Source organism: Methanosarcina barkeri MS (genome assembly GCF_000970025.1).
GTDB classification, from domain to species: Archaea; Halobacteriota; Methanosarcinia; order Methanosarcinales; family Methanosarcinaceae; genus Methanosarcina; species Methanosarcina barkeri.
The window spans coordinates 3,590,727-3,604,284 of record NZ_CP009528.1 but is presented as its reverse complement, the minus strand read 5'-3'; the positions used below and the strand labels follow the sequence as shown (position 1 = coordinate 3,604,284).

Sequence of the window (13,558 nt, the reverse complement as noted above, 5' to 3'; positions counted from 1 at the left end):
TTCGCCATTTGAAATTAATCTTGAGCCCTTTTGTCAGAAATTAAAATAACAGATTAATCCTGGATCTAACAGTATAATATTTATTAATTTGAGTTCTATTTGAGTTATATTTGAGTTATATCTGAGTTATATCTGAGTTATATCTGAATTATATCTGAAGATAAATGACCTTGTTAATCTCCAACCCGAAGGTTTGAAAAAATTGCTTGAGAATGAATAATTATAAAAGAACCCTTTATCAAAAAAGATCGTAAAAAATCATTTATCAAAGAGTTTGTAAAAAATCATTTATCAAAGAGTTTGTAAAAAATCATTTATCAAAGAATTTGTAAAAAATCATTTATCAAAGAGTTTGTAAAAAACATATAATAACGGGGAATAATAAGGGGATAATTATAATTAACCTTATTAAATCATAATTGGTCTCATAAAGATCAATTTGAACTTTAAATTAATTGATATTCAGGAGATATTCGAAAATGGAAAAAGGTGGAAACCTTAAAAAGATAAAATCTCTACTTGAAAAATTCACCAATGCCCATGGGATCTCAGGCTTTGAGGACGACATCCGAGAACTCCTTGAAAAGGAACTTGAACCATATGTTGATACCATGCGCAAAGATTGCATGGGAAACCTTATAGCTCTCAAAAAAGGAAAAGGTCCTTCCATAATGCTGGCTGCCCATATGGACGAAATCGGGCTTATGGTCAGGTATATTGATGATAACGGATTCCTCAGGTTTGTCGGGATCGGGGGATGGTTTGACCAGACCCTTCTTAACCAGAGAGTTGTACTTCACGGCAAAAACGGTCCAATTCCCGGAGTCATCGGGTCCAAGCCTCCTCATGTAATGAAAGAGGATGACAGGAAAAAGCCCGTGAAGCTGGACGATATGTTCATCGATATCGGAGCAAAAGACAGGGAAGATGCTGAGAACCTTGGAATTGAGATAGGCACGGCAGTTTCTATTGACCGGGACTTTGTGTCTCTGGCAAACGGAAAGATAACTTCAAAAGCCCTTGACAACCGTGCAGGCGTTGTTATCCTTATTGAGGTTATGAAACGGCTTTCCAAACATAAAGTTGGAGCAAATGTCTATGCCGTAGGCACTGTCCAGGAAGAGGTCGGGCTAAAAGGAGCAAGGACCTCTGCCTTTGGGGTTTCTCCAGACCTTGCGCTTGCCCTTGACACAACTATTCCCGGAGACCATCCGGGCATTACTAAAACCGATTCTTGCCTGGAAATCGGGAAAGGCCCTGTAATTACATTGGCTGATGCGTCCGGAAGAGGCCTTATAGCTCACCCACAGGTTATTAAGTGGCTTAAAGAAACTGCCATTGAAAATGAGATACCTTACCAGCTTGGCGTTGGTTCGGGAGGCACAACCGATGCGACCTCAATACACCTTACAAAGGAAGGTATCCCTACAGGTACAGTCAGCATAGCCACCCGATACATCCATTCACCTGTTGAAGTCCTGGATGTGGCAGATATTGACGCGTGCGTTTCACTTATTGTAAAAGCAATAGAAAACGTAGGCAAATATTTCTGAAGCCATTTTGAAGTAACTGCAATAGGTAATTTTACGCAAGAGTCGCATACACTTTGCTTTGTGTGTTGCGGGAAAAACTCTTGCAGTTTTTCTCTTTTCTTTTACTTTTTTCTCTTTTATTCACATGTATCCTAAGTCAGGGTAATCCTCAAGTCCGGGCACATATCGAAATTGAGTCTTTAAGTAAACGTTTCTCAGTATCCCACTACATGAGCTGATCCCAAAACTCAAAATTGCTTCTCTGAATCCTGTATTTCGAATAATCAATCAAGTTTCTGATCATGAAAACAATCCTGAAAATTCTTGATGATTAAGGACTAAATGGCTTTTGGGATAGGCTCTATAAATACTTTTAAATCAATCATAAAGAAATTAGTTTCTTTATAAGCAGTGTCAAAAAAATAAAAAAATAGTTAAATGTTGAAAATTTATTTTTATATATGAGAGAAGACGAAGAAAAATACATTGTGTATCGTAGAGAGAAAGATGTTGTTATTAAAAACATACCGGAAGAATATATTAATAACGGCCACAAGTTAATAATAAGACTTAAAGAAAATTGCGCTGAATATGAGTATTTGTTCAAAAAAGTGATTGAAATTTTTGATGATAAATATACATTTAATGTGGGAAATTTTGGCTATTATGAGTGTGAAATTATTGACTGTGAAAATAATGTAGTGTTTGAAGAATCTAATACATTTCTGGGGGCGCTTGACCTAAAAATTGATGTTAAGACATCCCAAGGGATTATCAGATCTGAGGTTAGAATTGAAGAAGAAGAGTTTAAAGAAACTAAGAAGACTTTGATTGATAAAACTAGCAAAGTGTATTTTTCACAACCTGAATTAATGTCTAAAATTTCTGAGATTTTTGGACACATAATACAGAATGCGCAAGATTTTGTCTATATTCAAGATCCTTATTTCGATTATAGGTATTATAGTGCTTTGATTGAGAAATTGCCACTTAATTTGGATATAAAAATCAAGTACGAAAATAATAAAAATTTAAACATTCCTTCAAATCGTAAATTAACTTTAATTAAAGACAATAAACAAAATGGGAAAATACATGATAGATTTATTATAACAAAAAATTTTGGGTATTTTATAGGAATCTCTCTTAATGGCTTAGATACGAATAAAGGTTCTATTAATTACATATACGATACAAATGAGCTCAGAAAAGAATTTGAATGAAAACTTATTCCATATCTAATATCAACATTGACAAATCCCTGGAGTATAACATTTATTTAGGCATAGAATCGTTATTAATAGAGCCTATCCCAAAACCTATTTTATTCTAAATCGTCATGAGTTTTCAGGATCATTTTAGTAATTAGGTATCCAATTGATTGTTCCAAATATGAGATTCAAAAATCAAATTTTGAGTTTCGGGATAGGCTCAAAGAATATCAAAGACAAAACCCCTTATTTGCTCATTAAAACTTAATACTTTTTCTTGGATTTAAGCTTTTTAATTCTGGCATATTTTCTTTTTCTGTACTATTATCGCCTCTAATAGGCAGTTTTCGGAGTTACAGGTAATAGCCACCTGCACCTAGTAATGTCTTTCCAGAGAACATGATTAAAAGAATTGACTTACTATTTTCACCCAAAACATTTCAAATTTTCTATTATAAGTTTTTAACTCATAGGGTATGCTTCCCTGAACTTAGTTATTCCATATGATACCGAAATCCAGAATATTTGACCGATATTTTTTTCTGCGGTCGTTTTTTCTGAAAACTGCCCTAGCTACTCAAACATGTATTTTTGAAAATTTCCAAACTTTTTGGCCCTTTGTCTTCATTGAGAACTTCCAGAAGCTATTTTCCCAATCTTCAGTTGAGATCGTAACTGCAAATTTTCAAATAATTCTCCAAACGATAACATGAAAAATGTTATTTTTTGAAGATGTCTGGAGAACGTCAGATCGTAGCTACTATTAGCGTATTTAGAGTTTTGAATTTTGAAATTTTAAGTTTTTAGATTTTAGTTGACTTTCTCCAGATGTACAATATAAGTATTACAACAAGCAAAGAATTGAATTCAGAGGGAGTTGTATGAGAAACATTTTGTACTTTTTTATTTCCAATAGCAATTCCTAGATGTCTGGTTCCTATATTTACAGTCGATGTAACTTTATTTGTTGATGTATCAATTACAGAAACATTGCTATAATCATTTGCCACGTAAAGCTTTGTTCCATCAGGGGTAATTGCCACTCCATAAGTATACTTTCCTAAAGGTACCATGACTGTAACTTTATTTGTTAATGTATCAATTACAGAAATGTTTCCACCCCCATCATAGATATTATTTGCCCCGTAGCCGTAATTTGCCACATATACCTTTGATCCATTTGGAGCGACAGCAATTCCAGAAACAGAGCCTATACGATCGCTCACTGTGGCTACAACAATGTTTGTTGCTGTGTCAATTACAGAAACATTGTTGTAACCATTTGCCACATATGCCTTTTTTCCATCGGGGGTGATCACAATTCCACCTGGATAGCTTCCTACATTTACGGTGGCTATAATAGTATTTGTTGCTGTGTCAATTACAGAAGTAGGTCCTCCTTCAGCTAAAACATATACCCTTTTTCCATCAGGCGTAACAGCAATATCACCAAGAGAGTCATAATGTCCTATGTTTATCGTGTCTGTAACCTTGTTTTTTGCTGTATCAATTATAGAGATAGCGGTATTTCCATCTTCGTCTCTGCATTGCGTCACATATACCTTTGTTCCATCTGGACTGACTGCAACTCCAATAGGTCCATTTTCTACATCCACAGTGGCTATAACCTTATTTGTAGTTGTGTCAATTACAGAGACAGTGCTGTCAAAGCTGTTCAATACATACACTTTTGATCCATCAGGGGTAATTGCAACACCGGTAGGCCCTCTTCCTACATCTATAGTGGTTATAAAAGTGTTTGTTGCAGTGTCAATTACAGAGACGGTGTCAATTTCAGAGACATCGTCGTTTCCGTAGTTTGTAATATATGCAAAAGGTGTGGCACCTGCAATACTGACCAGCATTAAAAACGCCAGCACCATTATTTCTAAAATAAAGATATAACCACATCGTGTTTCAGCACGTTTCATCTCTTTCATCTTAAACCTCTGTAAATTAATATTTGAACCTTCAAATAAAAAATTAAAAATGTGACATTACATAATATTAATCTCTATAAGAAAATCTTTTAAATAAATAATGATTTTTTTCTATTTTTATTTGTCATTTACTATTATTTTTAGTCCATTTATATATCTCAAATAAGGAATAATCAGATGTGCAGGTTCAGAGCTTGATTAATCAAAAGATCATTGAAGCACTTGGAGAAAAGAAGAAGCCTTTTTGGAAATTTTGGTAATTCATCTTCTTTATTCAGTTCAAACCTAGTATTCCTTAGTAATTATGAAACTGTGTAAAAGTCAAAGGTTTCACCTATAGGACTTACGCAGTTAAAATGCCGAAAACTTGATATCTTTATAAATATACTTATGGCTTAGTGTTTCTCTAAAAACGTACGGAGTTATGGACATAAATCCACCTAAGTGTACCGACATTGACTACATTAATTTTCTCATTGCGGCTTCTAACGTTTTTAGCTGTACTGAAGCTGCTAGATGTTATCCAGACATAGCTAATGCTCCTTCTCATGATGCTTTTACTCGTTGCCTTCAAAGGCAACCTCCAGACACGGAAGCACTATGGGAGGAAGTAAAAAGTTATGTCAAGCTTAAGGGAGGATACCTAATTGTTGATGATTCAACATTAGATAAACCATACGCAGAAGAAATTGCTTTTGTTCGTCGTATGTGGAGTGGAAAACATCATCGTACTGTAAAGGGAATAGGCCTGGTTACCTTAGTTTGGACTGACGGTACAACCGTTATACCTATCGATTTTCGAATTTATAACATCGATGTAGACGACAAAACAAAGAATGACCATTTCCGTGATATGCTTGACAAGGCCGAAGAACGTGGTTTTAATCCCAAATTCGTTTTATTTGATACATGGTATGCAAGTGTGAAAAACCTTAAAGCCATTAGACAGAAAGAGTGGCATTTCCTTACAAGATTGAAAAATAATCGTTTGGTAAATCCTGACAACAAGGGAAATGTGCCACTTGAAACAGTAGATATTCCTCCAAAAGGACGTGTGGTTCACCTCAAAGCATATGGATTTGTAAAGGTGTTTAGGATAGTTTCAAAAAATGGAGACACGCAACACTGGGTTACAGATGTGCAAGAGATGGATGAAGCAAAACGTGAAGATTTGGCAAAGAAGTCATGGAAAATTGAGGAATATCATAGGGGAATAAAACAGTTCTGTGGTGTCGAAAAATGTCAGGCAAGAAAGGAAGAATCACAAAGAGCACATATAATGTTCTCATTAAGAGCTTTTCTTAGACTGGAATTACAAAGAATCAAAAGTGGAATATCCTGGTTTGAAAGTGCTATGAAAATTAGAAGAGTGGCAGTGACAGAATACTTAAGGAATCCCCAATACACGTTAAATTAATTCAAATATTTGAAAGTTTGGAAAAAACAATATGCTAGGAGCCAACTGCGTAACTCCTAACCTAAATGGAAAAATCAAGAAAACTAATAATTGGAAAACGAAGTGAATAGACTGGTTTCCTACTTTCTTACTCTTATATATTATAATATAAAAAGTTTACATAAACATTAAAAAAATTTTAATTTTGCGCTTAACACTAAGAAGGTCAATATCTGAACTTTTCCGTCCACTTTATGCGAGCATACTTAAAATCTCTGTACAGGTTAATAAGTTCCATAACTGTAAATAAGAAGTGAGATTTTTTAAAAACTCTTTTTTATCAATTCCACCCATTCATTAATCTTATTCGCCACATCAAAAACAGTTTGCTCCCCAAACTCCTGCTTGAAGCCAAGATACTTCGCATTGAATTTCTCAACCAATGCCGTAAGCTGTCAACCACAGAATGATCCTGTGAGCGAACAAAATTACTTAAATCGCATTTGAAAAGACTAAAGGTACTCCAATTAAAAATAGTATCCAAAGAGTTATTGCATTGTGTAACTTCTATTTGTCAACTGGAAACTAAAAATACTATGGTCTACCTATTGAGGAAAAGTTTCAGAGAACCACGGCGTAAACTAGGAAATCTTCCTGAAAAATCCGGGTTCCTGAGAAAAATATATGTAATATTTGTATTAATAGATTGGAGCTTGCAAAATAGGATATAATATTATAAAATAACAAATATTATATAGATATTATTTTCCTGTATTGCGAAGAAACTATCTCAATAAAAAAAATACTGAGGGATTATATTATTCGAAAATGTCCGCTTTCTGGATACTACTTTGAGAGACGGTGAACAAACACCTGGCGTTGCCCTTACAAAGGACAAGAAGCTTTTAATCGCCCGAGCGCTTGATGAAATGGGGGTCTCAATAATTGAGGCTGGTTCTGCAATCACTTCCAAAGGTGAAAGGGAATCCATCAGGGCTGTTGCAAATGCAGGGCTTAACGCTGAAATTTGCAGCTACTGCAGGATTGTAAAGTCCGATGTTGACCGTGCTCTGGAATGTGATGTTGACTCTATTCACCTTGTAGCACCTGTTTCGGACCTTCATATAAGGACGAAAATCAAAAAGGGTCGGGATGCAGTAAGGCAGATCGCAGTTGATGTAATTGAGTATGCCAAGGACCACGGCCTGATTGTGGAATTGAGCGGGGAAGATGCCTCGCGTGCAGACCCTGAGTTTCTAAAGACCATCTTTACCGACGGCATAGATGCAGGCGCTGACAGGTTATGCTTCTGTGATACTGTAGGCCTTCTGGTACCTGAAAGGACAACCAAAATTTTCCGGGACCTGACTTCCTCACTGAAAGCTCCTCTCAGCATTCACTGCCACAATGATTTTGGTTTTGCAACTGCGAACACGGTTGCTGCCCTGGCTGCAGGGGCAAAACAGGCCCATGTAACTGTTAACGGGTTAGGTGAAAGAGCTGGAAACGCATCCCTTGAAGAAGTAGTAACGAGCCTGGAATGGCTCTACAAGTATAATACAGGTATCAAACATGAGATGATCTACCGGACTTCAAGGCTTGTAAGCCGGCTTACAGGAATTCCCGTATCACCAAATAAGGCTCTTGTAGGTGGAAACGCATTCACTCACGAAGCAGGAATCCATGTTCACGGCCTTCTTGCCGATAAGGCAACCTATGAACCGATGAGCCCGGAATATATCGGAAGGCAGCGTCAGATCGTACTTGGAAAACATGCAGGACGCAGCTCGATTACTCTTGCCTTAAAGGAAATGGGGCTTGTAGCTGATGAGGCCCAGACCGAAGAAATTTTCAATCGTGTCAAGCAGATTGGTGACCAGGGAAAACACGTAACTGATGCTGACCTGCACACCATTGCAGAAAACGTACTTGATATTTATAAGGAACCTCTGGTAAAACTGGAAGAGTTTACCATTGTGTCAGGAAACCGTGTGACTCCAACGGCATCGATAAAACTTAACGTAAAAGATAAAGCTATTGTACAGGCAGGAATCGGGAACGGGCCTGTAGATGCTGTAATCAACGCAATCCGGAGAGCTGTACGTTCCTGTGCGGAAGATATTATCCTTGAAGAGTATCATGTAGACTCGATCACTGGCGGAACCGATGCCCTTGTTGAAGTAAGGGTAAAACTTTCCAAGGATGGAAAGGAAGTTACCGCAAGCGGAGCCAGGACGGACATAATTATGGCTTCCGTAGAAGCTGTAATGAACGGTATGAACCGCCTTATCCGGGCCGAGTGATTTCAGAAAATGAATTATATAGATTTTTCAGGAGGGCTGTTCTGTCCTCTCCTTTTTTTCCTGCTGGAAAAATTCTTGAAATCACACACCACTAATATTTCTGGATCAGGAAAAACCGTATCCATATATACATGATTGATTATGATATATTTACAAAATTAATAACGAGAAAATGTGAGTGTGAAAGATAAATATTTCTAATGAACACACCCTTACTGGAAATATACTCATCTTCAGGTGAGTACCCAGTTAAATCACCATTAAGAAATAAATAGGAGTTAAATAATGACAACCGGGTCAACAGAAAAAGTTAATGGCGCAAGGGCTTTGATTAAGTGCCTGGAAAAAGAAGGTGTTGACACCATCTTCGGATATCCAGGAGGGCAGATCATTCCCTTCTATGACGAAATTTATGATTCGAATCTGCGCCATATACTTGTGCGTCACGAACAGGCAGCAGCTCATGCTGCGGACGGGTACGCCCGTGCAACTGGAAAGACCGGGGTCTGTGTTTCTACCTCAGGTCCCGGAGCAACCAACCTGGTAACAGGGATTGCTACCGCATATATGGACTCAGTGCCTATTGTAGCCTTAACAGGGCAGGTCCCAACCTTCCTGATAGGTAATGATGCTTTCCAGGAAGCCGACATTAAGGGAATTACCCAGCCCATTACCAAGCACAACTACCTCGTACAGGATGCAAACGAACTCCCGAGAATCGTAAAAGAAGCCTTCCATATCGCTTCTACCGGAAGGCCTGGCCCGGTATTAATTGACCTTCCAAAGGATGTACAGAACGCGGAGATCGACTTTTACTATCCTGACAAAGTAGAGCTTAGAGGATATAAGCCAACTTACAAAGGCAACACTCAGCAGATCAAACGAGCCGCCGAGGAAATTGCAAATTCCTGCATGCCTATTATATACGCAGGTGGCGGTGTGATAAGTTCTAATGCCAGCGCTGAGCTTGTAGAGCTGGCTGAGACAATTAATGCTCCGGTTACGACTACTCTCCTGGGAATTGGTGCAATTCCGACTGAACACCCTCTGCATGTTGGGATGCTTGGAATGCACGGGACCAAGTCTGCAAACTATGCTATTCAGGAATCCGATCTTATTATTGCCGTGGGCGCGAGGTTCGATGACCGTGTTACCGGAAAGCTCGAGTCCTTTGCCCCCAATGCAAGGGTTATTCACATCGATGTCGACCCTGCTGAGATCTCAAAGAATGTAAATGTCCAGATCCCAATCGTCGGAGACGCAAAACAGGTGCTTAAGTCCCTGAATAAATATATCAAGTGCTGCAAATCCGAAGCATGGATTGAAAAGATAAAACAGTGGAAAAAGGAATATCCGCTTACCTATGAACAGATGTCACCTGATGTCATAATGCCTCAGTTTGTCATCGAGCAAATCTCTGAGGCTTGCAAGGACGCAATTATAGTTACTGAGGTCGGGCAGCACCAGATGTGGGCCGCTCAGTTCTTCAAGTATAAAAACCCCCGCACTTTCATTACATCAGGCGGTCTTGGCACAATGGGCTACGGTTTCCCTGCAGCCATAGGAGCAAAGGTTGGCAAGCCGGATAAAACGGTTATTAACATTGCAGGCGATGGCTCTTTCCAGATGAACTCTCAGGAGCTTGCAACTGTAGTCCAGAACGACATTCCGGTTGTTTCTGTGATCATTAATAATGGTTATCTGGGTATGGTCAGACAGTGGCAGGAACTGTTCTATGACAAAAGGTATTCTCAGACATTTATCAAGGGCAGTGTTGACTTCGTCAAACTTGCCGAGGCTTACGGAGCACTTGGACTGCGTGCGGAAAGGCCGTCCGAAGTAAGGCCTGCAATTGAAGAAGCTGTTAATTCAGGTAGGCCTGCTATTGTCGACGTAATTGTTGAATGCGAGGCAAACGTTTATCCAATGGTGCCGGCAGGGGCTGCAATTAATGAAATCATTGATATGGAAGAACATGCAGACACTCCCTGCGCTATGCCCGATTTGCGTAAGGCAAAAGCTGATAGAGTTCTCGACCTGGAGGAACAGTAATGAAACATACACTGGCAGTCCTTGTGGAAAATAGGTCCGGAGTTCTCTCAAGGGTGGCTTCGCTCTTCTCAAGGCGCGGATACAATATTGAGAGCCTGGCTGTAGGAGTCACTGAAGATCCCAAAACTTCCAGAATGACTATAGTAGTTGATGGGGATGACCATGTGCTCGAACAGGTTACAAAACAGCTTAATAAGCTCGTTGATGTGATCAAAGTTTCGGACATCGGAGGAGATGACTCTGTAGAACGGGAACTCGCCCTTATTAAAGTTTCAGCCGACGTGAGTGCGAGAACCGAAATTATCCAGATTGCGAATATTTTCAGGGCAAGGATAGTGGACGTAGCTCCTAAATCCATAACTGTCGAAGTAACTGGAGACGAAGCCAAAATTCAGGCAATAGAAAAACTCCTCAGGCAGTTCGGGATTAAGGAAATGGTCCGGACAGGTAAGATTGCTCTGGTTCGCGGCCCAAAGAAGGTTTAAATAATAAGGGCAGGTAAAGAAAGGTAGCTGCTTAATTATTTTTACAGACTGGGGCAGTCGAAAGCGTTTTAAACCCCTTGAAGCTTCAATAAGAGTAAGCCTGAAGTTTCAGGTCTCTGCTAAAACTTCAAAAGCTGCCCTATCCGAAAAAAGCAACTTTCCATAAATCGACTTAGGTCAACTTAATTCACAGGGAAGTGAACGGATTTAATAAGGACTTAATAATAATATGCTTCCCAAAAAAATATTAGGAGCTTTGCTCAAAAACTGAAAAATTCATCAGGAGAATCTAATATGGCAAAAATAATTTATGATAACGAAACTACTTTTGATGCACTTAAGGACAAGACTATCGCAATAATGGGCTACGGAAGCCAGGGTCACGCTCACGCCCGCAACCTCCATGAGTCAGGGCTTAATGTTATTGTTGGGCTCAGAAAAAGCAGTTCAAGCTGGGCAAAAGCCGAGAATGACGGCCTGAAGGTCATGACTGTGGCAGAAGCTGCAAAAGCTGCAGATGTTATCATGGTCCTCCTTCCGGACGAAAATCAGGCCTCGGTTTATTATTCTGAAATCGCACCAAATCTGGAAGCCGGTAATGCACTTGCTTTTGCACACGGCTTTAATATTCACTACAACCAGATTGTCCCCCCAAAAGACGTTGATGTTTTCATGGCTGCTCCCAAGGGACCTGGTCACATTGTCAGAAGAACCTATACCGAAGGTATCGGAGTCCCGGCTCTTATTGCAGTCTATCAGGACGCAACCGGACATGCCAGGGACATTGCTCTCTCATATGTCAAGGGAATCGGTGCAACCAGGGCAGGTGTCTATGAAACCACTTTCCGTGAGGAAACCGAAACCGATCTTTTCGGAGAACAGGTTGACCTTTGCGGAGGACTTTCATCTCTTATCAAGACCGCTTTTGAAACACTTGTTGAGGCCGGATACCAGCCTGAAATGGCTTATTTCGAAACCTGCCATGAAGTCAAGCTCATTGTTGACCTTATCTATGAAGGTGGGCTTGAGAGAATGTGGCACTCTGTTTCAAACACTGCAGAATACGGCGGTATGACAGTCGGCCCCAGGATTATTAATGATGAGTCCCGCGAAGCCATGCGTGAAGCCCTTAAAAGAATTCAGAACGGCGAATTTGCCAAGGAATTCGTGCTCGAAGGCATGGTCAACCACCCAGTACTCAAAGCCATGGAACGCCAGGAAAAGGAACACCAGCTTGAGGTTGTCGGAAAGCAGATCCGTGCAAACATCCCCTGGCTCAACAAGAAGATTGACGATGACTGATTCTACAGTAATTAATAGCCTGTAGACAGAAAATTCATAAATCTGGAAGTATAAAATTCAATCCGGAGGGAAAGTATGCCAGTAAAAGGAGATAACAAAGTCATTAACACTATCCTTAACAGACGGAGCGTCCGGGAGTTTACGGACAAACCTGTTAGCAAGGAAGATATCAACACTATCCTTAATGCAGGCCATTGGGCTCCTTCCGGATTGAATAACCAGCCCTGGCGTTTCATTGTTATTCGAAACCGTGAGACTATCCAGAAACTCTCGGAATGCACTCATTACACAGGTATCGTGGCAGGGGCTCCTCTGCTTATTGCGACTTTCCTGGACAATGAAACTTCTTACAACAGGACAAAAGATCTCGAGGCAATAGGGGCTGCAATCGAGAATATGCTCCTCACCTGCTGTGATCTTGGCCTTGGTGGGGTCTGGCTTGGAGAAATCCTGAACCAAAAAGAGAAAGTCAATTCCATTCTGGACTGCCCTTCCGATCTTGAGCTAATGGCAGTTCTTGCAATCGGGGAACCGGTCCCAAAAGAAAGGACTTCAACACGTAGAGCTCTATCCGAAATAGTGTTTGATGAAAAGTACGGCCAGAAGTGGGAAGAGTAAACTATCCTGAAATTCTCAGGCTAAATTTCCTTTTAATGGTTTATAAATATTAAATATAAAAGGATATTTTAATATTATTAAGGATTAAGTTTATAAGCTATTTAGCACTATAACCAGCCAGTTAACTGATTATGGTTTTATATATTAGCGAACTGATCTTGACTTTTTGATAGTGAAGGTCTGTAGTGTAGAGGATATCACTGGAGCCTCCGGAGCTCCGAACCTGGGTTCGATTCCCAGCAGACCTGTTTCTTAAAAAATCTGGTAAGGTATGGTTTCATTTTTTACATTATTTGCCGGGCAGAAAGTATAAGACTGAAATAAAACAGAATATAAGTTAGAAGGTGTATTTAATGGCTAGAGGATTTAATCGTCGCTTCCTGCGTGCTGGAAGAGGTTCATCTTTAGGTCAGCTAATTCTCATAGCAATAGTACTGTACTTTTTGCTGCGTATCGTGTTGCCACTCTTGTGGACTCTCATATTGATTCTTGTTGTAATTTTACTATTGAAAATTGTGCTGGAAAATCTTTAAATTGACTGCACTCTCCTTTTTTTATGACTTTTAACTCTCTTCACCTATGCTTTTAAATATTTTTTAATCATCTTTTCTTACGATCTAGGTGATGTATTGTCAACCAGCAAGAAAATTTGTGATTTTTGTCTAAACGCACATGATATTCTTCGAATAACAGGCACAAAGAAATGAAAGTACTTTTTC

The 13,558-nt window shown here is 39.4% G+C and carries 10 protein-coding genes and 1 tRNA gene; 10 read left to right on the top strand and 1 reads right to left on the bottom strand.

The window, feature by feature from the left end:
* The first annotated feature begins 479 nt into the window (after positions 1–479).
* Together MSBRM_RS14535 and MSBRM_RS14530 are read left to right on the top strand one after the other, a co-directional pair.
* Positions 480–1,553: a M42 family metallopeptidase gene (locus MSBRM_RS14535; RefSeq protein WP_048121409.1), complete on the top strand. Its 1,074-nt coding sequence runs from the start codon at positions 480–482 to the stop codon at positions 1,551–1,553.
* Between the two features lie 440 nt (positions 1,554–1,993).
* Complete coding sequence (locus MSBRM_RS14530) at positions 1,994–2,755, top strand: hypothetical protein (protein WP_048156177.1); 762 nt, start codon at positions 1,994–1,996, stop codon at positions 2,753–2,755.
* 791 nt (positions 2,756–3,546) lie between these two features.
* Here the strand turns inward: MSBRM_RS14530 and MSBRM_RS14525 are convergent.
* Entirely contained in the window at positions 3,547–4,683 is a 1,137-nt protein-coding gene (locus MSBRM_RS14525; RefSeq protein ID WP_052712909.1) for a YVTN family beta-propeller repeat protein, read from the bottom strand.
* 424 nt (positions 4,684–5,107) lie between these two features.
* Here MSBRM_RS14525 and MSBRM_RS14520 point away from each other — a divergent pair, with 424 nt between their 5' ends.
* From MSBRM_RS14520 to MSBRM_RS20595, 8 genes are all read left to right on the top strand, one after another.
* Positions 5,108–6,100: an IS701 family transposase gene (locus tag MSBRM_RS14520; protein WP_048155834.1), complete on the top strand. Its 993-nt coding sequence runs from the start codon at positions 5,108–5,110 to the stop codon at positions 6,098–6,100.
* A gap of 791 nt (positions 6,101–6,891) precedes the next feature.
* Complete coding sequence (locus MSBRM_RS14515; protein ID WP_449288734.1) at positions 6,892–8,382, top strand: (R)-citramalate synthase; 1,491 nt, start codon at positions 6,892–6,894, stop codon at positions 8,380–8,382.
* Positions 8,383–8,667: 285 nt separating this feature from the next.
* Positions 8,668–10,434, top strand: a complete 1,767-nt coding sequence (locus MSBRM_RS14510) for an acetolactate synthase large subunit (protein ID WP_048156171.1) — start codon at positions 8,668–8,670, stop codon at positions 10,432–10,434.
* Positions 10,434–10,919: an acetolactate synthase small subunit gene (ilvN, locus tag MSBRM_RS14505; protein WP_048121402.1), complete on the top strand. Its 486-nt coding sequence runs from the start codon at positions 10,434–10,436 to the stop codon at positions 10,917–10,919. The genes MSBRM_RS14510 and ilvN overlap by 1 nt, the downstream gene beginning before the upstream one ends.
* Before the next feature lie 294 nt (positions 10,920–11,213).
* Positions 11,214–12,221: a ketol-acid reductoisomerase gene (ilvC, locus tag MSBRM_RS14500; RefSeq protein WP_048121400.1), complete on the top strand. Its 1,008-nt coding sequence runs from the start codon at positions 11,214–11,216 to the stop codon at positions 12,219–12,221.
* Positions 12,222–12,296: 75 nt separating this feature from the next.
* Positions 12,297–12,839, top strand: coding sequence for a nitroreductase family protein (locus MSBRM_RS14495; protein ID WP_048156168.1), 543 nt, complete (start codon positions 12,297–12,299; stop codon positions 12,837–12,839).
* A gap of 176 nt (positions 12,840–13,015) precedes the next feature.
* A tRNA-Arg gene (locus tag MSBRM_RS14490) sits at positions 13,016–13,087 on the top strand.
* A 105-nt stretch (positions 13,088–13,192) separates the two neighbouring features.
* Positions 13,193–13,372, top strand: coding sequence for a hypothetical protein (locus MSBRM_RS20595; RefSeq protein ID WP_144414026.1), 180 nt, complete (start codon positions 13,193–13,195; stop codon positions 13,370–13,372).
* Positions 13,373–13,558 lie beyond the last annotated feature (186 nt).

Coding starts and splice junctions, on each gene's coding strand:
- MSBRM_RS14535 (WP_048121409.1), top strand. CDS start 480: ATGGAAAAAGGTGGAAACCTTAAAAAGATAAAATCTCTACTTGAAAAA.
- MSBRM_RS14530 (WP_048156177.1), top strand. CDS start 1,994: ATGAGAGAAGACGAAGAAAAATACATTGTGTATCGTAGAGAGAAAGAT.
- MSBRM_RS14525 (WP_052712909.1), bottom strand. CDS start 4,683: ATGAAAGAGATGAAACGTGCTGAAACACGATGTGGTTATATCTTTATT.
- MSBRM_RS14520 (WP_048155834.1), top strand. CDS start 5,108: ATGGACATAAATCCACCTAAGTGTACCGACATTGACTACATTAATTTT.
- MSBRM_RS14510 (WP_048156171.1), top strand. CDS start 8,668: ATGACAACCGGGTCAACAGAAAAAGTTAATGGCGCAAGGGCTTTGATT.
- ilvN (WP_048121402.1), top strand. CDS start 10,434: ATGAAACATACACTGGCAGTCCTTGTGGAAAATAGGTCCGGAGTTCTC.
- ilvC (WP_048121400.1), top strand. CDS start 11,214: ATGGCAAAAATAATTTATGATAACGAAACTACTTTTGATGCACTTAAG.
- MSBRM_RS14495 (WP_048156168.1), top strand. CDS start 12,297: ATGCCAGTAAAAGGAGATAACAAAGTCATTAACACTATCCTTAACAGA.
- MSBRM_RS20595 (WP_144414026.1), top strand. CDS start 13,193: ATGGCTAGAGGATTTAATCGTCGCTTCCTGCGTGCTGGAAGAGGTTCA.